At 40.7% G+C, this 21,561-nt stretch carries 21 protein-coding genes; 17 read left to right on the top strand and 4 right to left on the bottom strand.

What is annotated here, in order from left to right; translation table 11 throughout:
* Nucleotides 1-58 precede the first annotated feature (58 nt).
* The 13 genes from flhA to ABIS04_RS12930 all read left to right on the top strand — a co-directional run bounded on the left by flhA (nt 59) and on the right by ABIS04_RS12930 (nt 13,124).
* Nucleotides 59-2,158, top strand: a complete 2,100-nt coding sequence (gene flhA / locus ABIS04_RS12990) for a flagellar biosynthesis protein FlhA (protein WP_140234671.1) — start codon at nt 59-61, stop codon at nt 2,156-2,158.
* Between the two features lie 29 nt (nt 2,159-2,187).
* A complete protein-coding gene (gene flhF, locus ABIS04_RS12985) occupies nt 2,188-3,573 on the top strand; it encodes a flagellar biosynthesis protein FlhF (RefSeq protein ID WP_140234670.1) in 1,386 nt (461 codons plus the stop codon).
* Nucleotides 3,574-3,577: 4 nt separating this feature from the next.
* Entirely contained in the window at nt 3,578-4,462 is an 885-nt protein-coding gene (locus ABIS04_RS12980; RefSeq protein WP_137227441.1) for a MinD/ParA family protein, read from the top strand.
* A complete protein-coding gene (locus ABIS04_RS12975) occupies nt 4,455-5,174 on the top strand; it encodes an RNA polymerase sigma factor FliA (RefSeq protein ID WP_140234669.1) in 720 nt (239 codons plus the stop codon). The genes ABIS04_RS12980 and ABIS04_RS12975 overlap by 8 nt, the downstream gene beginning before the upstream one ends.
* Before the next feature lie 44 nt (nt 5,175-5,218).
* Nucleotides 5,219-5,602 carry a chemotaxis response regulator CheY gene (cheY, locus tag ABIS04_RS12970; RefSeq protein WP_011919599.1) on the top strand — a complete coding sequence of 128 codons (384 nt, stop codon included), beginning with the start codon at nt 5,219-5,221 and terminating at the stop codon, nt 5,600-5,602.
* A 13-nt stretch (nt 5,603-5,615) separates the two neighbouring features.
* A complete protein-coding gene (locus ABIS04_RS12965) occupies nt 5,616-6,353 on the top strand; it encodes a protein phosphatase CheZ (protein ID WP_140234668.1) in 738 nt (245 codons plus the stop codon).
* A 15-nt stretch (nt 6,354-6,368) separates the two neighbouring features.
* Complete coding sequence (locus tag ABIS04_RS12960) at nt 6,369-8,564, top strand: chemotaxis protein CheA (RefSeq protein WP_350431325.1); 2,196 nt, start codon at nt 6,369-6,371, stop codon at nt 8,562-8,564.
* A 30-nt stretch (nt 8,565-8,594) separates the two neighbouring features.
* A complete protein-coding gene (locus tag ABIS04_RS12955; protein WP_350431324.1) occupies nt 8,595-9,788 on the top strand; it encodes a chemotaxis response regulator protein-glutamate methylesterase in 1,194 nt (397 codons plus the stop codon).
* On the top strand, nt 9,781-10,245 hold the full coding sequence (locus ABIS04_RS12950; protein WP_140234665.1) for a membrane anchored protein in chemotaxis locus: 465 nt from the start codon (nt 9,781-9,783) through the stop codon (nt 10,243-10,245). Before ABIS04_RS12955 ends, ABIS04_RS12950 begins: the two co-directional genes overlap by 8 nt.
* Before the next feature lie 45 nt (nt 10,246-10,290).
* Nucleotides 10,291-11,085, top strand: a complete 795-nt coding sequence (locus ABIS04_RS12945) for a ParA family protein (RefSeq protein WP_350431323.1) — start codon at nt 10,291-10,293, stop codon at nt 11,083-11,085.
* Complete coding sequence (locus tag ABIS04_RS12940; RefSeq protein WP_350431322.1) at nt 11,069-12,136, top strand: chemotaxis protein CheW; 1,068 nt, start codon at nt 11,069-11,071, stop codon at nt 12,134-12,136. The genes ABIS04_RS12945 and ABIS04_RS12940 overlap by 17 nt, the downstream gene beginning before the upstream one ends.
* A 2-nt stretch (nt 12,137-12,138) precedes the next feature.
* Nucleotides 12,139-12,633 carry a chemotaxis protein CheW gene (locus ABIS04_RS12935; RefSeq protein ID WP_011636681.1) on the top strand — a complete coding sequence of 165 codons (495 nt, stop codon included), beginning with the start codon at nt 12,139-12,141 and terminating at the stop codon, nt 12,631-12,633.
* A gap of 92 nt (nt 12,634-12,725) precedes the next feature.
* Nucleotides 12,726-13,124 (top strand): DUF2802 domain-containing protein, encoded by a 399-nt coding sequence (locus ABIS04_RS12930; RefSeq protein WP_140234662.1) that lies wholly within the window; start codon nt 12,726-12,728, stop codon nt 13,122-13,124.
* 81 nt (nt 13,125-13,205) lie between these two features.
* Here the strand turns inward: ABIS04_RS12930 and ABIS04_RS12925 are convergent, their stop codons facing one another.
* Together ABIS04_RS12925 and ABIS04_RS12920 are read right to left on the bottom strand one after the other, a co-directional pair.
* Nucleotides 13,206-14,582, bottom strand: a complete 1,377-nt coding sequence (locus tag ABIS04_RS12925; protein ID WP_350431321.1) for an RsmB/NOP family class I SAM-dependent RNA methyltransferase — start codon at nt 14,580-14,582, stop codon at nt 13,206-13,208.
* 248 nt (nt 14,583-14,830) lie between these two features.
* Nucleotides 14,831-15,502, bottom strand: coding sequence for a DUF2461 domain-containing protein (locus tag ABIS04_RS12920; protein WP_350431320.1), 672 nt, complete (start codon nt 15,500-15,502; stop codon nt 14,831-14,833).
* Between the two features lie 467 nt (nt 15,503-15,969).
* Between ABIS04_RS12920 and ABIS04_RS12915 the strand changes: the two genes are divergently transcribed.
* The 4 genes from ABIS04_RS12915 to ABIS04_RS12900 all read left to right on the top strand — a co-directional run bounded on the left by ABIS04_RS12915 (nt 15,970) and on the right by ABIS04_RS12900 (nt 19,515).
* A complete protein-coding gene (locus ABIS04_RS12915; RefSeq protein WP_350431319.1) occupies nt 15,970-16,401 on the top strand; it encodes a RimK/LysX family protein in 432 nt (143 codons plus the stop codon).
* 3 nt (nt 16,402-16,404) lie between these two features.
* The gene (gene rimK, locus ABIS04_RS12910; RefSeq protein WP_137226506.1) at nt 16,405-17,310 is read left to right on the top strand and encodes a 30S ribosomal protein S6--L-glutamate ligase; all 906 of its coding nucleotides are present in this window, start codon (nt 16,405-16,407) and stop codon (nt 17,308-17,310) included.
* Nucleotides 17,310-18,323, top strand: coding sequence for a succinylglutamate desuccinylase/aspartoacylase family protein (locus ABIS04_RS12905; protein WP_350431318.1), 1,014 nt, complete (start codon nt 17,310-17,312; stop codon nt 18,321-18,323). Before rimK ends, ABIS04_RS12905 begins: the two co-directional genes overlap by 1 nt.
* A gap of 502 nt (nt 18,324-18,825) precedes the next feature.
* Nucleotides 18,826-19,515, top strand: coding sequence for a fumarylacetoacetate hydrolase family protein (locus tag ABIS04_RS12900; protein ID WP_350431317.1), 690 nt, complete (start codon nt 18,826-18,828; stop codon nt 19,513-19,515).
* Between the two features lie 90 nt (nt 19,516-19,605).
* Here ABIS04_RS12900 and ABIS04_RS12895 read toward each other — a convergent pair whose 3' ends face one another.
* Both ABIS04_RS12895 and pfaD read right to left on the bottom strand, forming a co-directional pair.
* Entirely contained in the window at nt 19,606-19,863 is a 258-nt protein-coding gene (locus ABIS04_RS12895; protein WP_350431316.1) for a hypothetical protein, read from the bottom strand.
* Between the two features lie 64 nt (nt 19,864-19,927).
* A complete protein-coding gene (gene pfaD, locus ABIS04_RS12890) occupies nt 19,928-21,556 on the bottom strand; it encodes an eicosapentaenoate synthase subunit PfaD (RefSeq protein WP_350431315.1) in 1,629 nt (542 codons plus the stop codon).
* Between the last annotated feature and the right edge of the window lie 5 nt (nt 21,557-21,561).

Below are 21,561 nucleotides of genomic sequence, written 5' to 3'. Positions count from 1 at the left end.
ATTGGCGTCAAATATCAGTACTTTATTTCGCAATAGACTATACGAAGGGTTTACCTCAATGGATGCAAAAGCAGCTTTCGGGCAATTTAAACAAATAAGACTAGCGACATTTAAAGGTATTGGTACACCTTTATTGGTGCTTGCGGCGCTGGCAATGGTGGTGTTACCCATTCCTGCTTTTTTGCTCGATATCCTTTTCTCATTCAATATCGCGTTAGCATTAGTTGTGTTGCTTGTTACTATTTATACCGATAGACCCCTCGATTTTGCTGCTTTCCCTACCGTATTATTAGTGGCTACCTTGTTAAGGCTTGGCCTTAACGTTGCTTCTACTCGAATTGTATTGCTTGAAGGTCATAATGGTGGTGATGCTGCCGGTAAAGTGATCGAAGCTTTCGGTTCGGTAGTTATCGGTGGTAACTATGCAGTCGGTTTAGTGGTGTTTCTTATTTTGATCATCATTAACTTTGCCGTTGTAACTAAAGGTGCTGGGCGTATTTCTGAGGTGAGTGCTCGCTTTACCTTGGACGCCATGCCTGGTAAACAAATGGCAATTGATGCCGATTTAAATGCCGGTACTCTGACTCAAGATCAAGCACGTATTCGTCGCGCTGAAGTCACTCGAGAAGCTGACTTTTACGGTGCTATGGACGGTGCTTCAAAATTTGTAAAAGGTGATGCGATCGCTGGTATTATGATTCTAGTTATCAATATCTTAGGTGGATTCGTTATCGGTATTGTGCAGCATGATCTAGACTTTTCTAGTGCTGTAGAAATTTATACGTTATTAACCATCGGTGATGGTTTGGTTGCACAGATCCCTGGTTTATTATTATCTATTGCCGCTGCTTTATTGGTGACTCGTCAAAATGAGTCTGGTGATATGGGCCAAATGATGTTTAGTCAGATGTTTGACAGTCATAAATCATTAGCCATTGCCGCTGGGTTATTATTTGTTATGGGTATCGTGCCAGGTATGCCCCATGTTGCATTTTTAACATTTGCATTTATTACCGCAGGTGCTGCTTACTTTGTTTACAAGCGTAACGTAGATAAAAAACAAGCTGCATTGACACTAGCGACTAAAGGACCTGTTGAAACTAAAGATAAAGAACCTAAAGATTTAAGTTGGGATGATGTGCGTCATGTAGACACCATTGGACTTGAAGTCGGTTATCGCTTAATTCCATTAGTTGATAAGTCTCAAGGTGGTGAATTATTAGGCAGGATCAAAGGCGTACGTAAAAAACTGTCGCAAGAATTAGGTTTTCTAGTTCCTGCTGTACATATTCGTGACAATCTAGATTTATCACCTAATGCCTATCGCATTTCGTTAATGGGCGTCGTGGTTGGGGAAGCTGAAGTTAGGCATGATTGTGAATTAGCGATTAATCCCGGCCAAGTATACGGTAAGCTTGATGGGATTGAGACTCACGATCCAGCCTTCGGTTTAGAGGCTGTATGGATAGCACCTGAGCAACGTGAACATGCGCAAACATTGGGCTATACCGTAGTTGATACCGCAACTGTGGTCGCGACACATATTAGTCAATTATTGAGTAATAATGCTGCAAAACTATTAGGTTACGAAGAAGTTCAGCAATTAATGGATATGCTGGCCAAAAATTCACCTAAATTGGTTGATGGTTTTGTGCCAGATGTTATGCCTCTGGGCTCGGTGGTTAAAGTGATGCAAAACTTACTTAATGAAGGTGTATCGGTACGTGATTTACGCACTATAGTGCAGACATTGCTAGAGTATGGAACTAAGAGTAATGATACTGAAGTGCTAACGGCTGCCGTGCGTATTGCGTTAAAACGTATGATAGTACAAGAAATCTCTGGTCCAGAACTTGAAATCCCTGTCATTACATTGGCGCCAGAGTTGGAACAGATGTTGCATAAGTCTATGCAGGCTACCGGCGGTGAAGGACCTAATATTGAACCGGGCCTTGCAGAGCGTATGCAGCAGTCGTTATTAGATGCTGCTCAGAAGCAAGAAATGGTAGGGCAACCAGCCATTTTATTGACATCTGGCATGCTTAGGTCAACGCTGTCACGATTTGTTAAATACACTATTCCAAATTTACGAGTGATTTCTTATCAAGAAATACCAGACGAGAAGCAAATACGAATTGTTTCAGCTGTAGGTCAATAGTGATAATGTCAGTTTTTAGAGGTGCATAAGTGAAAATTAAACGATTTTTTGCCAAAGATATGCGCGCAGCATTGGCCCAAGTTAAAGAAACGCTAGGTTCTGACGCTGTCATTATGTCAAACAAGAAAGTCACTGGCGGGATAGAAATTGTCGCGGCGGTTGATTATGACGAACCTAAAGCCGCTATTGCGTCACAAGCGCCGACCAGCAGTTTTATGGATGTGAGTGACGATAGAGTATCACTAGGTGCTAAACCTGCTGTAAAAGCTCAATCTAAGGTTAGTCCACCGCCAGCGGCTGACTCACTGCAAGCATTACTTGAAAAACAGCATAACCGCATGACTCAGCAGATGTCAGTGCGTCAAGATGAGCCAGAATTACCTGAATGGGCTCGTCAATTAGAAGGCGCAAAGCCAGCTAAATCAGCTGCAACTTTTCAACCACAAACCACCGCGGAACATTCTAAAAGAACCAATAAAAATCAATCTGCTGATATGGAAGAGTTGCGCGAAGAGATGGCTTCATTACGAAGCCTTTTGACCCATCAAGTATCCTCATTAATGAAGGATCAAAAAAAGCGCACCGACCCGGTTGGTGCCATGCTTGAAAGCAAATTGATTGCAGCTGAGTTTTCTCCAGCAGTAGCTGCTAAACTAGCAGGATTAAGTCAACATTACTCTCCAGCAGATTTAGTGAGAGCGTTACCACAAAGTTTAGCTAATCTACTTGATAATCAAGGTGATGATATTGTCAAACGTGGTGGTGTTGTGGCATTTGTTGGACCTACTGGTGTCGGTAAAACAACATCTTTAGCTAAAATAGCAGCAAGATTTGCTGCCCATCATGGCCCAGAACAAGTTGCATTAATTACCACAGACCATTATCGAATTGGTGCCTATGACCAATTAGCGACTTATGGGAAAATTATGGGCTGCCCAGTTAAGCAAGCAAATGATTTAACTGAGTTGGAACAAATTCTTTATCAGTTTAGAAATCGTAAATTAGTGTTAATTGATACAGCAGGTATGGGACAACGTGACATGCGTCTGTATCAACAACTTGATAATTTGACTGCAAACAGTAGGATCCCTATTCGGAGTTACTTAGTATTATCTGCGACAGGTCAACGTCGTGTATTACAAGATGCTGTAGAGCACTTTAAGCGGATTCCATTATCTGGTGCTATTTTGACTAAATTAGACGAATCGATATCAATTGCAGGTGCATTGAGCGTATTGATTCAAAATGAGTTACCATTGAGTTATGTTACAAACGGTCAACGTGTTCCTGAAGACATGAAAGTGGCTGATACATTAGAATTAGCGAAGCAAGCATTAGCAGCATTAAACGAAAAAGAACAACAGACGTCACAAGACCCAGTGTGGTCTAATGACACAGCCTATGCATTTGAGTGAAAATATGACTCGGGATCAAGCAAGTGGTTTACGTATGATGAATCAACCAAATAACGATAAAGTAAAAGTAATTGCCGTATCCGGTGGTAAAGGCGGAGTGGGCAAAACCAGTGTGTCAATTAATACCGCGGTAGCGTTAGCTGAAAAGGGCAAACGTGTATTAGTTCTTGATGCCGATTTAGGTTTAGCCAATGTCGATGTCATGCTTGGGATACGTGCGGAGAAAAATTTATCTCATGTTTTGTCCGGTGATGCCGAATTAGATGACATCATTGTACGCGGGCCTAAAGGTATTGGCATTGTTCCTGCAACGTCAGGTTCTCAAGCGATGGTTGAGTTAACACAAGCACAACATGCTGGGTTAATCCGAGCATTTAGTGAAATGCGTACTCAGTTCGATATTTTAATTGTGGATACTGCGGCAGGCATATCAGATATGGTGCTGAGTTTTTCTCGTGCATCACAAGATGTATTAATTGTAGTATGTGATGAACCTACGTCAATTACTGATGCCTATGCATTGATTAAAATTTTAAGTCGTGAACATGGTGTGTTCCACTTCAAAATTGTAGCAAATATGGTGCGTAGTTTACGAGAAGGTATGGAATTATTTGCTAAACTAAGTAAAGTAACGGATAGATTCTTAGATGTTGCTTTAGAATTAGTGGCAACTGTTCCATTTGATGAAAATTTACGAAAATCTGTTCGTAAGCAAAAGTTAGTTGTTGAAGCGTATCCTAAATCACCTTCAGCTATTGCTTACCAAGGATTAGCCAATAAAATTATGACTTGGCCTGTACCACAACAGCCAGGTGGTCATCTAGAGTTCTTTGTTGAACGTCTTGTACAACGTAAACCGATACAAGAAGAAGGAACAACGAGTGAATAAAGCCGCTGCGTATACTCAGTTCGATAACAAAACGTCTATTGTTGAACAGTATGCACCGCTGGTAAAAAGAATTGCCCATCATATGCTGGCAAGATTACCAGCATCGGTGCAACTTGATGATTTATTACAAGCTGGGATGATGGGGTTACTTGAAGCCTCATCTAAATTTGATAACAGTAAAGGTGCTAAATTTGAAACCTTTGCGGGAATCAGAATTCGTGGCGCAATGATAGATGAAATTCGCCGTGGTGACTGGGTTCCACGTTCAGTTCACCGTAATAATCGTCGTGTTGCCCAGGTTATTGACGAATTAGGACAACAGTTTGGACGTGATGCTAATGACACTGAAATTGCTGAAAAACTTGATATGTCGCTCGATGAGTACCATCATATCTTAAATGATGTTTCTGTTGGTAAAATCATAGGCATAGAAGATCTTGGTGTTTCGCAAGATGTGTTAGTCACTGACAACGAACCGTCTGATAAAACCTTTGACTCACTTGCTGAAGTTCAATTCCAATCTGCGCTGGTTGCAGCAATTAAAACATTACCAGAAAGAGATGCCTTAGTGTTGTCGTTATATTATGACGAAGCATTAAATTTAAAAGAAATTGGTTCAATCCTTGAGGTTAGCGAATCGCGAGTAAGCCAGATATTAAGTCAGGCCATGCTCAGATTAAAAGCAAAACTTAAGCATTGGACACAAGAATAATAACTTATTTAGAGCAAACGAGTATCAGCTCACCGGAGGAAACCTTGGACAAGAATATGAAGATTCTCATTGTTGACGATTTTTCAACAATGAGGCGTATCATTAAGAACTTGTTGCGAGATTTGGGATTTAATAATACCCAAGAAGCAGATGATGGCTCAACAGCCCTACCTATGTTGCAAAAAGGTGATTTTGATTTTGTGGTAACAGACTGGAATATGCCGGGAATGCAAGGTATCGATTTGCTTAGAGCGATTCGTGCTGATGATTCTTTAAAGCATTTACCTGTATTAATGGTAACCGCAGAGGCTAAACGTGAACAGATTATTGCAGCTGCGCAAGCCGGTGTTAATGGTTATGTGGTTAAACCTTTCACCGCGGCGACGTTAAAAGAAAAGTTAGATAAAATCTTTGAACGACTCGCATAAGAAAGGATAAGTCATGCAGGCATCAATATCGGGGTTAATCACTCTCGAACAAGCCCAAGGACTTGTTGAACTGCTTACTTCTGGTAAGCAAGACGAAGCCGATGATGTAATCAGGGAGCTTGCAATGCCATTGCAAAGTGAGCTTTTTGAAGAAGTCGGTAAGTTAACTCGACAACTCCATAGTGCACTAAAAGATTTTCAATTGGATAACCGTATATCTGAATTAGCCAATACCGAAATACCGGATGCTAAAGAAAGATTGAATTATGTTATCGATATGACAGAACAAGCTGCAAATAAAACGATGGATGCAGTTGAAGAATGTTTACCTTTGGCCGATACCATTATTAGTAACATACAATCAGTGACTCCCATGTGGGATAAATTGATGCGTTGTGATATCGAATTGGGTGAGTTTAAATCACTTTGTCATGATGTTCAGCAGTTTATGTCCCATAGTGAGCACGATTCTAATCGTCTTCGTGAGTTATTAAATCAAATTTTGATGGCACAAGACTTCCAAGACTTAACGGGTCAGATGATCCGTAGAGTGATAGATTTGGTTCGTGAAGTAGAAAGTAATTTGGTCTCAATGCTAACGGTATTTGGTGATCATATTACCGAATCATCGCCAACTATAAACGATAATAAGATAGAAGCAGAAGGTCCCATCATGCATGCTGAATTGCGCGAAGATGTAGTGACTGGTCAGGATGAAGTAGACGATCTTCTATCAAGTCTGGGTTTCTAATTAGGAGTCAATTTAATGTCCTTTGATGTTGATGAAGAGATACTCCAGGACTTTTTAATTGAAGCTGGCGAGATTTTAGAGCTTCTACAAGAGCAACTTGTTGCTCTTGAAAATAATCCTGATGACAGTGATTTACTTAATGCTATTTTCCGTGGATTCCACACTGTTAAGGGTGGCGCAGGCTTTTTAAGCCTAAAACCCATGGTTGATGTGTGTCACGAAGCTGAAAATACGTTCGATTTATTACGCACGGGCAAACGTGGTGTAAATGCAGAGTTAATGGATATTATTTTGCAAGCGGTCGACGCTATTAATACCATGTTTGCTCAAACTCAGCAGGGGCAAGAACAAGATTCTGCAGATTCCGAGCTACTCGCCAAACTCAAATTATTAAGCTCAGGCGCACCTTTACCTTCAGAAATGACAGTTGAAGAACTTGAGCCTATTGAGAATATTGTAGAATCCAGCGAACCTGAACACATCGAAGATATTACTTCTTCATCAGGGGGAGTGTCTGGTTCCGGCAGTATTGATGACATTGATGAGTCCGAATTTGAGGCATTACTTGATGCTTTACATGGTACTGGGAAAAGTCCGGTATCATCTAAAGCGGCTGATGTTAAAAAAGATAATGTAAAGCCAGCGGCGGCAAGTAATAGCGACGAAATTACGGATGACGAGTTTGAAGCATTACTAGATGAATTACACGGTTCTGGTTCACTCACACAGAAATCTGATCCACTTGTTCCAGCTAAGCCACCCGCAAGTACTCCTGTTGTTGAACCTCTTGTTGATTCAGATGAAATTACTGATGATGAGTTTGAACGTCTTTTAGATGAGTTGCATGGTAAAGCGAGTGCCCCAGCAGTAGCTAAAACGCAAGCCGCATCTGTCACTGCTGCTAAAACAGAAACTAAAAAATCTGTAGTGGCACCTGTCGTCAAGCCTGCTGCTGCAACGCCACCGGCAGTCACGCCAAAGGTTGAGCCAGTTAAAGATAAGGCTCCTGCGAAAGCGCCTTCTGTTCCACAAGGCGAAACAACGGTTCGTGTAGATACTGCTCGTTTAGATGAAATCATGAATATGGTTGGTGAGTTAGTATTAGTACGTAATCGATTGGTTAGTTTAGGCATTAATCGTGAAGACGAGGAAATGTCAAAGGCCCTTGCAAATCTTGATTTAGTTACCGCTGATTTACAAGGCGCGGTGATGAAGACTCGTATGCAACCAATCAAGAAAGTATTTGGTCGATTCCCTCGTGTGGTTCGTGATCTAGCGCGAACGTTAAATAAAGAAATCGATTTAATTATGATTGGTGAGGACACTGATCTTGATAAGAATTTAGTCGAGGCGTTAGCCGATCCTTTAGTCCATTTAGTGCGTAACTCAGTCGATCATGGTATCGAAATGCCGATTACGCGTGAAGCAAGTGGCAAATCTCGGACAGGTACTATTACTTTGTCTGCTAGCCAAGAAGGTGACCATATTCTGCTTAAAATTGAGGATGATGGTGCAGGGATGGACCCTGAGAAACTAAAACAAATTGCAATCAGTCGTGGTGTGTTAGATGAAGATGCCGCCTCGAGAATGACTGATAACGAAGCTTATAACCTTATTTTTGCCCCTGGCTTTTCAACAAAGGTTGAAATTTCAGATATTTCAGGCCGCGGAGTGGGTATGGATGTGGTGAAAACCCGCATTAACCAACTCAACGGTACTGTTTATATTGATTCGATGAAAGGCAAGGGTACGGTACTTGAAATTAAAGTGCCATTGACCTTAGCTATTATGCCGACATTAATGGTTGATGTTTCTAATCAAGTATTTGCACTACCATTATCGAGTGTGAATGAAATCTTTAATTTGGATTTAAAAAATACCAATATTGTTGATGGCCAACTGACGGTTATTTTCCGTAATAAGGCTGTACCACTATTTTATTTAGAGCATTGGCTGCACAGTAAAAAGTCGACGTTTAAACACGGTGACAAAAAACGAGGCCATGTTGTGATTGTTCAGCTCGGTACTATGCAAATTGGTTTTGTTGTTGATGCGTTGATTGGCCAAGAAGAAGTGGTCATTAAACCGCTTGGTAGTATGTTACAAGGTACACCAGGAATGGCTGGCGCGACAATAACATCTGATGGTGGTATTGCACTTATTTTAGATGTCCCTGGGTTACTAAAACATTATGCAAAGAGCAGAAAATAACAACAAAAGTTCCATTATTTAAGGACTTAAATGGCCATAAAAGTACTAGTTGTAGATGATTCTAGTTTTTTTCGACGTCGAGTCAGTGAGATTGTTAATCAAGATCCTGATCTCGAGGTCATTGCCGTTGCTGTTAATGGCAAAGAAGCTGTTGATATGGCTGCAAAGTTAAAGCCTCAAGTCATTACGATGGATATTGAAATGCCTGTGATGGACGGTATCACTGCTGTCCGTGAAATCATGGCTAATAATCCTACTCCAATTTTAATGTTTTCATCATTAACGCATGATGGCGCAAAAGCCACTCTAGATGCGTTAGAAGCCGGTGCATTAGATTTTTTGCCTAAGCGTTTTGAAGATATTGCCACTAATAAAGATGATGCAATATTTTTATTACAGCAACGAATTAAAGCATTAGGGCGACGTAGAATGTATCGTCCTAGTGCGTTAACGTCTACTTCTGTAAATGCACCTGAACCTCGTAGATCAACTATTGTAGATCAAGAAGCAAAACCGTCATCTCGTCCTCTAAGCGGTCGTTTGAATTCAACGACGGCAACTCGTTCAAGTTTAGCTACTCCAGCTCCGGAACGTCATGCTGCTCAGCAATCCACCTCTTCAGTATCATCTATTCGAGCCAGTGGTAAGCAATATAAAGTTTTATTGATTGGAACATCAACAGGCGGTCCAGTTGCGTTACAAAAAGTGTTAACCGCATTTCCAGCCAATTATCCTCATCCGATTGTGTTGATACAACACATGCCGGCAGCATTTACGCCTGCATTTGCTGCACGGTTAAATACTTTGTGTAGAATCGAAGTCAAAGAAGCTGAAAATGGTGATGTAATACGTCCTGGTTGTGCCTATTTAGCGCCTGGCGGAATGCAACTGATGATTGATCGAAATGGTATGAGCGGAAGGTTAAAAGTGATTCCAGGAACCCCTGAAATGAATTATAAACCATCTGTAGATATTACTTTTGCGTCAGCATCTAAAGCTTTTGGCGGTGATGTTTTAGCCGTTATATTAACGGGTATGGGAGCTGATGGTAGAGAAGGGGCTAGAATGTTAAAGTCTGCTGGTGCTACTATTTGGGCACAAGATGAAGCGAGTTGTGTGGTATATGGAATGCCGCAAGCTGTAGCTTCTGCGGGGATATCCACTCACTCTATTGCGCTAGAACATATGGCTGAAGCCATTTTAAAAGAGTCTAGTCGTGGCTAAGTCTGAATACTCTTTACAGACTAAGCTTATGCTGGGACTGTTTTTATCCTTTATTGTTATATTAGTATTAGCGGGTTTATATATTAATGCTCATCGTAAAGTCACATTATTAGAGCAAGATGTTTTACGTTTAACGGCTTCTCAAGTATTGTTGATGGTACCTGAAGACCAAGCGGCTAATATTGCTCATTGGTTGACTCAACACCCTGAACAGACACAAGCAATGATATCGTCTGCAAGAAAAGATCAAACACAAAGCGTGTTATTGGGACCTGGAGCTTTAGATAGTGAATCGCTAACTGAAGTTGATAACACTAAGAATGATACTGATGCTTCGGCTGAGTTGAAAAGGCAAGACGTTATAGTATCGGAGAATGCTCAAGGGGTTAAAGTGATCCGCTTATCTAACGGTGGTATTCGTGTAACAACTCGTGATGATAAGCAAGATAAACAGTAGTCATTATTCGATAACAGCATCATTATGATAAGTTGAGAGGCTTTTTTGAAAGTATGGACGGTAGCTAACCAAAAAGGTGGCGTAGGTAAAACCACCACAGTAGCCAGTTTAGCCGGGTCATTGGTTAAGCGTGGTCAACGTGTGTTGATGATTGACACCGATCCTCACGCCTCTCTTGGCTATTATTTGGGTATAGATTCTGACGAAGTGCCTAGTTCACTTTATAATGTATTTTTGCAGCATCAGTCGTTGACCAAAGAGTACATTTTACAAAATGTTATTCCAACTCAAATTGAAGGTTTGGACATTATTCCGGCAAATATGGCGTTAGCGACATTAGACCGATCATTAGGCCATCAAGAAGGAATGGGCTTAGTGCTACGAAATCTATTAGCATTGGTTGAAGATCAGTATGATGTGGCTATTATCGATTGCCCACCCGTTTTAGGGGTGCTAATGGTTAATGCATTAGCGGCAAGTAATCATATTATTATTCCTGTTCAAACTGAGTTTTTGGCCATAAAAGGACTTGAGCGTATGGTAAAAACCATGGAAATCATGGGACGCTCTAAAACAACTCGTTATAGCTATACTGTTTTACCCACTATGTATGACAAACGTACAAAAGCCTCCCCAATAGCACTGCAATTTTTACAGGATCAATATGGTCCAATGCTCTGGCCTGATGACGTGATTCCTGTGGATACTAAATTTAGAGACGCGAGCTTGGCTCATTTACCAGCATCACATTATTCTGCCAGTAGCCGAGGTGTAAAAGCATATAATCGCCTGCTAGATTTTTTATATTCTCGGGAGTTCAATCATGTCAAAATCGGTTGATGAAACTGTTTTTGATTATTTCAGTCTTTTATTACAGGAACTGCCAAAAGTTATTCCTGAAAAAAGCTCTGAGATAAAACAAACTATTTCTGTGGCTCCCGTAAATGATATCACTAGTAGTTCTGTCAATTTAAGTGCAGCAGAAATAGCATTATCGGCTCATTATTCACAATTGACATCTTCGAAATCTGCTCCTGTTATTGCTAATAAGAGGTTATATGCTGAACCGACTACCAATGTTGATAAACTTGCGTTGGAAAAATTACTGTCTGCGGTGTCTAAACCCAAAACAGAAGTTGATATATCGCAACAAATTAAAGCTAGCTCTGATCGTGTTCGTCAAGCTATCAGTCAGATTGAACCCAAAACGGTAGCGGATAATGTAGAAATACAAAAAACACAACTAACGGTTAAAGAAATCAAGCCGTTAGTCGATATAAAAATTAATGAAAGTTCACGTACTGACATAAAAGACGCTATTATTAAGCATGATCAGTTGGTGGCGGAGGCAGCGGTACATGAAAACACTGTGCCACAAACTCAGGTTGGGCATCAACCGCCGAGTATTACTCATGATTTACAAGAAGTACTCGATGATGAGTTTCAAGTGTTATTCTTTAATGTCGCGGGATTAACGTTAGCTGTTCCACTGGTGAGCTTAGGTGGAATTATTAAAATTGAGAAGATAAATCATCTGATTGGTAGGCCCTCTTGGTTTATGGGAGTGCAAACCCATCGCGACAGTAAAATAAATGTGGTTGATACCTGTGCATGGGTGATGCCTGAAAAATATACACCAGAATTAGCACAAGCTGTAAATTATCAATATCTTGTTATGCTTGAAGATAGTCAGTGGGGATTAACGTGCGAATCGTTAGTTAATGCCGTTAAAATAGATAAATCACACGTCAATTGGCGTGAAAAACCGGGTAAGCGTCCTTGGCTTGCTGGGGTAGTAAAACAACAAATGTGTGGCATTTTACATGTTCAAGCATTAATCAAAATGCTTGATGCAGGTTTAGGTTGTCAGGATTCGATTGACCGAGGTTAACTATGAGCAATTCTAGAAGTGTAGCAGCGGCTACTGCAGCTAAAGACGATTTAGTATTACAATGGGTTATATTTAAGCTAGATAATGAAACCTACGGTATTAACGTAATGCAAGTTCAAGAAATATTACGTTACACCGAAATTGCTCCTGTACCAGGTGCACCAGATTATGTGTTAGGGATTATTAACCTCCGCGGAAACGTGGTAACCGTAATCGATACACGTTCACGTTTTGGTTTGCCATCAGCTGAACTAGATGATTCTACTCGAGTGGTTATCATTGAAGCTGAAAAACAAGTTATTGGTATTTTGGTTGATAGCGTCGCTGAAGTGGTTTATTTACGTCGCTCAGAAATTGATAACGCACCGAATGTGGGAACTGAAGAAAGTGCTAAATATATTCAAGGCGTGAGTAATCGGGATAATGAACTATTAATTTTAGTTGATTTAGATAAGTTATTATCTGACGATGAATGGGTTGAATTAACTCAAATTTAAACACCTTCTAATAAAACAAGCCAACCTAATGATTGTTGGCTTTTTGTTTTGCTTTAGCTTTGTGTTTAGGTAATTCCAACATAGGTATATTAATGGGTGATGAATTTCTAATTGCAGCTTTAGTGTACGTGATTGCATGTCTTGGCTTGGTTCTTTATTTACAAAAACAGTCGAGTAAATTGAAGAAAAAAGTTGATGCTCTGACAGTACTTGTAAAAGAAAGTGATCGTCAACGGGAAGCTGTTAAGCGTGAATTACACGAATTGCGCAGTGGTACAATCGGTGTTGGTAGACGGGTTGTTGAATTAGAGAAAAAACTTTCTAAACAATCTGACATGCTTGAAGAAGCCAGCCAACAAGATCCACAAGCAAAATTATATTCTCGGGCTGTTAAAATGGTGGGCTTAGGCGCAGGAATTGATGAGTTAATGCAAGAGTGCGAACTGCCGAAAGCAGAAGCTGAATTGATACTTCGTATACATCGCAAATAGTCGAGTGTTGCCTGTCTAACTCTCCATAATAAAAAAGCCATCAATATGATGGCTTTTTTATTATATCTTTAGTGAAGTATGCTATTTACGACGCATCTTAGCGACAAACATACCATCGCTATCAGCCTGCTGAGGCCAAATTGTCAACATATCACATTGTTGGCCGGTAAAAGGATGGGTGACTGGTTCTAGCTCAAACTCAGTAGTTTCAGATAAGAAGTCTTGTACAATTTGCTCATTTTCACTCGGTGATAAAGAGCAAGTTGCATAAATCAATTTACCGCCTGATTTTACTGCAGCGGCACTACGACGTAAAATGGCTAATTGTAGTATTGGTTTGTCTATTATCGCACTGGCATCATCAAGCCAGCGCATATCAGGATTACGACGCCAAGTACCAGTACAGCTACATGGAGCATCAACTAAAACACCATCAAAGGCATTAGCATCTACTGGTAATTCATCGCCCTTCCAAGGTACAACACTAATATTCTCAAAACCTGCGCGATTGGCGCGTTTACGTAGTTCTTCTAATGGTTTGCGGCGAATGTCAGATGAAATAATGTTGCCAGTGATGGGGACATTTTGTTGTGACATTAATGAGTATAACTGCAGGGTTTTACCACCAGCACCACTGCAAGCATCCCACCATTTTTCATGGCTACTTGGTTGACAAATTTGGCCAATGACTTGCGAGGCTAAATCTTGAATTTCAATATGACCTTGCTTATAAAGATTTATCTCATTTAGGTTAATACTTTTATGGCCCAAACTTATGGCATCTGAAAAGTAATGGCTAGCTTCTGCTTCAACACCCGCTTGTCTAAGAGACTCAATCACTTTTGCTGCCGACAGTGTTTGTGCACGAGCCCATATTGGTGGTCGACTGCTCATTGCGTTAACTACTGCATATTGTTCGGCTTCTACGACAGGACAAAGCTGCCAAAACCATTGTGGTAACAGTTGGGTGATTTGGCTGGTAGTAATGCCGCTTAATGTTGCAAATGCGCTCAATTTGTCATTCAAAGATGCTTTGTGTTCTAGTTGTATTTTGTCTGCGCGAGTTTGAGACCATTGTGCAAATTCATTCCAAGCACTGATTATGTCACTCCACTGATGTTGCTCTAACATCGCACAGGTGCTTAGTTGTTGAAACCAGGTAGAATGTTTTTGACCTGAGTCTAATTGGTTTAACCAGCCCCTCCAACGAAATAGCCCAAACAAACTTTCACGGATCACTCGTCTATCTTTAGAACCATGCTTTTTATGTTCACGAAAATATTGGCCGATGATTCTATCTGCAGGCATGCTTGTGCTAATGACCTGGTCAAATAGCATCGCAATGGTTGTAGCGTAACTTAGGGCTCGTTTTTGTGCTGGTGTGGTCGCAGCGATGTCTTGCACATATTTATCGTCTGATGTTGTTGCGTTAGACATGGCGGGAATATTATGACTCATGAATTGACCTGAGGTTACTGGACAGCAAATAACAATATGCTGTTCTGAAGACTATTTTCTGCTAGTTTAACATGGCTTATCTAAATGATGCTCTAAAACTGTGATGCTACAAAATCACCTAATACTTAATGGTAATCTTCTAAAGTGAATGACTTCAGAAGATTACCATATAATTGTGCTATTACATTTTCAGTAACAATAGTGTCAACGGAGTAAAACTCTCTTGTTGTCACAATTGTTACTGATAATTAAAAGTCTAAATCTAATGCAAAACATAAGTAAGCCATCAAGGCGCGTGTATGTTGATATTCTTGGTTACAAAATTCAACAAAATCAGACTGACATACTTGTTGTGAGCTAATTGGTTTGATGGCAATAAAGTCTTTGCGTCTGAGCTCGTCAATCATTGGGTGATTTTTATCAAATCCTCGTGGAGGTCTAATTAAACTATCTCCCGTTAATTCAAATCCTGCTTGCGATAGTTGAGCTAATGCTTTTTGATAAGCATTAGGGTTTTCATCAATACAATGACGAATGGCATTGAGATATTTTGATTCTGGGTGCCAAATGCCCGCGGCAATGAAGCATTCATCATTAGCGATGTGAACATAAAACCCCGGAGCATGGACATCTTTGGCTTGAAAGTGTTTAAACTGAATGCCGACATTAGTTTTATAGGGTGTTTTATCTTTACTAAAGCGACTGTCGCGTTGTGGACGCATTAAGCTACCACCGACTTTTTTAGCCACAGCGGTGAAGCGTGGAGACATGCCTAAAATAGGCCCTTGCATGGCTTCTATAAACTGTAATGCTGGTGTTCTAACTTGATCTTCGTATTGCTGTTGATTGGCTTTGAACCATTCTCTATCGTTGTTAATGGCTAAGCTGTTTAAAAAGTCGAAACTGAGTTGGCTGAACATAGTAATACCTTTTTAACAATAGCGATGCTGAATGATGTGATAGTTTTTCTAACATGTTAAACAATGTCTGCCATGAGTGAAATAGGATATATTGATTTAAGTCATTAATATTGTGAGTATTATTTGAACACTTTTATATTAACTGAGTATTTGTAGTGTTAAAACACCAAGTAAGCTTTGTTTTTTAGTGCTTTTGATATTATTTTATTATCATTGTAACTTACTGACATAAATATTTTTTTTAACTATTTTGTTGATGTTAATTCGATATAAATAACACCTTAGTGCTAAAGTTGTTGCTAAGGCTATTTTATTGGTGTAAAAACCTGTTTATTAACATCCTATATAGTAATATTTGTCTATTTAGCCTGTCTCGAATGAAGCTAAACATGACGTTTATTCAAACATTGATTTTATTGAATGATTACACTTGGAATGAATAATTCCTCTATAAGAAAGGATTGACCATGACTGAACATTCCCTCGGAATTGTGGGTTGGCGTGAATGGGGTACTTTTCCTGATATTGGCAATGAACGAGTCAAAATCAAAGTGGATACAGGGGCAAAAACATCCTGTTTACATGCATTTAAAATAAAACCGTTTCAAAAAAATAACCAAAAATGGGTAAGAGTCTGGCTTCACCCTGATCAAGATTCAGATCGTGAAGTTATATGTGAGTTTAGTGTATTTGATCGACGAGATGTCAGCGATTCTGGTGGCCATGTCACCAAACGCTATGTGATAAAAACACCTATCCTTATTGGTGAGGAACTTTTTGATATCGAATTGACCTTAACTAATCGAGATCACATGAAATTTAGAATGTTATTGGGGCGTCGTGCATTAGCAGGGCGTTTTTTGGTCAATTCAGCAGAGTCGTTTTTAGCAGGAGAATAACAAATGCACATAGCAATTATGTCGAGAAATAAAAATCTATACTCGACGAGTCGATTAAAAGAAGCTGCAGAAGCTCGTGGTCATATTGTCAATATTGTTGACCCATTAAAATGTTATATGAACATCAACATGAATGCGCCAAGTATCCATGTGCGCGGTGAAGAACTGCCAAAATTTGATGCGGTTATTCCACGTATTGGTGCATCTGTCACTTTTTATGGCACCGCAGTATTGCGCCAGTTTGAGATGATGGGAACTCATCCATTAAATGAATCGGTTGCCATTACGCGCTCACGGGATAAGTTACGCTCATTGCAACTATTATCACGTAAGAACATTGGTTTACCAGTAACAGGCTTTGCTAACAAACCGGCAGATATCCCCGATTTATTAGACATGGTCGGTGGCGCACCTTGTGTGATTAAGCTACTTGAAGGAACCCAAGGTATTGGGGTCGTTTTAGCTGAAACGCGTAAAGCTGCAGAATCGGTTATCGAAGCGTTTATGGGCTTAAAAGCCAACATTATGGTGCAAGAATATATTGCCGAAGCAGGCGGTGCCGATATTCGTTGCTTCGTGATTGGTGACAAAGTGATAGCGGCAATGAAACGTCAGGCGTTACCAGGTGAATTTCGTTCAAATCTGCATCGAGGCGGTTCTGCTAGCATTGTTAAGCTCACTCCAGAAGAGCGCTCAACGGCGTTACGTGCTGCTAAAACAATGGGGCTAAATGTTGCAGGTGTCGATATTTTACGCTCAAAACACGGTCCTTTAGTAATGGAAGTTAACTCATCTCCGGGTCTTGAAGGTATCGAAAAAGCTACCGGTATTGATGTCGCTGAAAAAATCATTCAATTTATCGAAAAAAATGTAAAACCTTCTAGTACAAAAACGAAAGGAGTTGGTTAATGGCAAAAAAGCACGAACCGTTCGTTTTCGGTGATGTTAGTGTAGCGGCAGGCACTCAACAAAGTGTCAAATTGCCCGCAGCAAAACTGTATAATGATACACCGATGGATTTGCACGTTGAAGTATTTCACGGCACTAAAGCGGGCCCTGTTTTGTTAGTTTGTGCAGCCATTCACGGTGATGAGTTAAATGGCATTGAAATATGTCGACGCTTGCTCGGTCGTGTTAATGCTAAAACCTTAACGGGGACCTTGTTAATTGTTCCCATCGTTAACGTATTTGGTTTTATTCAACAATCTCGTTACTTACCGGATCGTCGTGACTTAAATCGCTGTTTTCCGGGCTCTGCTAAAGGCGCGTTAGCAAGTCGTCTCGCGCATTTATTCAGTAGTATTTTAGTTAAACGAGCGACACATATTGTCGATTTACATACCGGCGCTATTCATCGTGAAAATTTACCGCAAATCCGCTGTGATACTGACGATAAAGTGATGCTCGACATGGCAAATGCCTTTGGTGCACCGGTGATAATGTCATCAAAAGCACGCGAAGGTTCAATGCGTGGTTACGCTAATAGCCTTGATATTCCTTGTATTTTATATGAGGCAGGCGAAGCGCTGCGTTTTAGTGATATGTCGATTAAGTCTGGCGTCAATGGCGTTATTAATGTGATGCGCTGTTTAAGTATGACTAAAGGCAAAATTAAAACTAAAAGTACCAGTGTTAATGCTAGTCGCAGTTATTGGGTTCGCAGTGAGTCAGATGGATTAGTTAATATTAAGCTTAAATTGGGCGAGCGTGTATCAAAAGGCCAAGTGTTGGCCAATATTGTTAACCCTTTGGGCGGTGAGCCATCGCCTTTGCTCGCTCCTACTGACGGGATTATTATTGGTAACAGTAATATTCCGGTGACGAATGAAGGTGAAGCCTTGTTTCATATTGCCCAATTTAGCGGTGATGAAATAGAAATTATCAACGATAACCTTGATGATTTTATGCAAGAATACGCTTAGTTTTTTGCTATAAACATTAGGATCTGTTGAACTTTGCCGGTTAAATTTTGTTCGATATAAAAACGTTTTAATCGAGGCGAGTGGATTGCTGCCTAGCAATCTAAGCACCACTCGCTTAGCAAATAATCGCTCAACAAAGAGTAAAACGTTTTTAGCCGAACCCTTCGGGCAGCGTTTGTTGGTCATTTTTACTGCGTTATCGACTTCTTATGTAGAATAACTACACCACAAAGTCTCTGCCTTATGCTCATGTTTAAGTAATGACCAACAATTCGCTGCAAAAACAACCTTGAAAGATCAACAGGCCCTAATAACGTTGGACTAACCCCATGCGATTCATTGAATATCCCACATAGTTTATCTCACACCGTTTAATTAATGACTCATTGACTCATAAAATGATTTTTTCTTAGATAATCAAAAATATTAATTGCTCATATCCTTGTGTAACGCTTATCCTAAAATAACGATTTTAGAGGTATTTCATTTTGAAGAGGTTAATGTGGGTTTACAAACGGTAGTACTAAAACAACAAGACGATCATCAATTAATCTCCCCATCAAAAATCATTTGTATTGGGCGTAATTATGCCGAGCATATTCACGAACTCGGTAATGACATTCCTGATGATATGGTAGTGTTTCTTAAGCCAAACTCAGCCATTACTAACACCTTATGTAGTCACTTAGGTGAGGCCTTACATTACGAGGCCGAGTTGTGCTTTATGGTGAATAATGGTCATTTTAGTGCGGTTGGTGTTGGGCTTGATATGACCAAGCGTGAGCTGCAAACCAAGTTAAAAACCAAAGGTTTACCGTGGGAGCGTTCTAAAGCTTTTGATGGCTCGGCGTTATTCAGCGAATTTATTGCTATAACTGCAGATATAAAAGATTGGTGCTTTCAATTAACCATTGATAATGTCGTGACGCAATTAGGTCATCAGCAATTAATGATGTACCAGCCACACGCTATTTATAACGCCGTCAGTGAGTTTATGACCTTAAACGATGGTGACATTGTGATGACAGGCACACCTAAAGGCGTAGGTGTGGTGACAGAAAATGCTACTTTTGAGCTGAGCTTATGGGCTAATGTGCCATTTACTGTATTTGAAGCTGCACAGTCGGGGGATAAACCGATTGAACAGCTTTGTGGTAACCCAGAAATCGTTAAGCAATGGCAGGCTAAATAACGTTAAGCCGTGAAATAAAGCATGCTCGAAAAAAATGACCCTCTTATTAAAGATGGTCATTTTTTATGAGGCATTTAATGGGTATTAATGCTATTTCATTAACGCGACTGCTTCCATGTCTAGCTCGATATCAGTGCAACCTTTAGCGCAATAAATCCCTGGTGCTTTAGCGCTTTTTGGTGTTTTTTTAGTGTTAGGCGGTAGTTGCAGCGTCAGCGGTTTACTACAGTCGCTGCAAGTTGCGCTGTTACCTTTGAGCATGCGTTTTATCAGGTTTTTTTGTTGATTAAACGATGCCAATGTTGGGTCATTAATCGCTGAAAAATCGAGTTTCTGGGTATCGCTCATGTCGGTTCCTATCTTTCTAGTTGATCTCGCAATAAAGCGAGATCAATCTATTTCATTTGGTCGATCACTTTACTTGGTCAATTGGGCGCCAGCGTTGTAATGCTACTGGAAGGCTAACACCTTGTGCCGTTAATAAATTAACTCGGGCCAAATAAGCTGCACCATGCATTAAGTGTTTGGCTAAGTCTACTGCATGACGCTGGGTGTAGTCATCTAAATAACTGCCTTTAGCCCATGCGTTAAAGGCGCCGAGTGCCGGACCTGCCCAGATTTGATAATCCATCTCGCGACCAAGCTCACCAGTGTTTGACCAACGGCTTGATAAACCTAAATACCAGCGGAAAATTAACGCCATTTTACGTTTAGGATTATTTTTAGCGCGCTCAATTTGTTTTGGGTCGCGCTCATTGAAATGCGCTACCGTGCCAGCCCAAATATCATCCAGGCTTGAGCGGAATACTTGTTTTTCAAGCTTTTCACGTTCCTCGCTTGGAATCGCTTCAATAGAATCATAGCGGGTATATATTTCATATAACTTGTTGGCGCGCATTGGAAATAAAGTGCCGCGCTTTACCACTTGCAGCTTAACGCCCATTTCGAACATATCGGCAGCAGGTGCCATTGTCACATCGGCCATTTCTGTGGTGGCCAGTAATTTACGAGTATGCTCGCTGGCTCCGGCTTCGACACAGGCTTGGTTGATTGAACCCGTAACAATATAAGCTGCGCCCATATGAAATGTCGCCAGTGCCGCGTCAGGCGTGCCAACACCACCACCGGCACCAACACGAATAGGGGTCTTATACTTGTACTGTGCTTGCACTTGATCTTTTAATGCCAAAATAGTGGGCAGTAAAGTGACTAATGGTCGATTGTCGGTATGACCGCCTGAGTCTGCTTCAGCAGTAATATCATCAGCCATAGGCACTAGCTGAGCTAACTCCATTTGCTCTGCGCTGATAAGACCTTCATCAACCAACTGTTGCAGTATTTTAACAGGTGCAGGCTGCATGAATTTAATCGCCACTTCAGTACGGCTGATTTTCGCAATCACTTTATTGTCTATTTGCACATCACCGTTTGCATCACGGCTTAAGCCCGCTGCGCGGTAATAGACAATCTGTGGTGTTAAGCCTAAAAAGGCTGAGGCCTCAACAGTGCGTACTTTATGCTTCAAAAACAGCTCTACACTGCCACGCTCTAGCGCAGGTTCACTTGGGCTGTGAATTAAATTAAATGCGTATGGACCATTTGGTAATGCCGTTTGAATACGGTTAATGGCTTGTTCAACTCGAGATGGAATTAACCCAGCTGCGCCAAATGAACATAAAATACCAGCCTGACCTAACGCAATAACCAGTTCTTCAGAAGAAATACCATTGGCCATCGCACCAGCATAATAAGCGAACTTTACCCCGTGAACGCGGCGGAAATTACTGTCGCCTAAGCTTTGAGTGCCAAGGGCTGGGGCAAATGCGCTGACTGGCAGAGCATTTGCTGCAGTAATAGCATCAGTTACGACTTGGGCTTGCTGAGCAGCCCCTAAGCCTTGTTGTGTGTCATTAACCACATAACACGCTTGTGATAAATCTTTAAGCTTTTTGTCCATGCCTACTGAGTCAAAACTGACGTGTTGCTGGCTAACTTGCCATGGCCAAGGAGAAAGTTTTTCGTTGTGCACTTGAGTTGTCATTATTA

Origin of the sequence: Shewanella sp. H8 (genome assembly GCF_040285065.1) — a bacterium.
GTDB classification, from domain to species: domain Bacteria; phylum Pseudomonadota; class Gammaproteobacteria; order Enterobacterales; family Shewanellaceae; genus Shewanella; species Shewanella polaris.
This window is presented reverse-complemented; position numbering and strand designations above follow the sequence as displayed.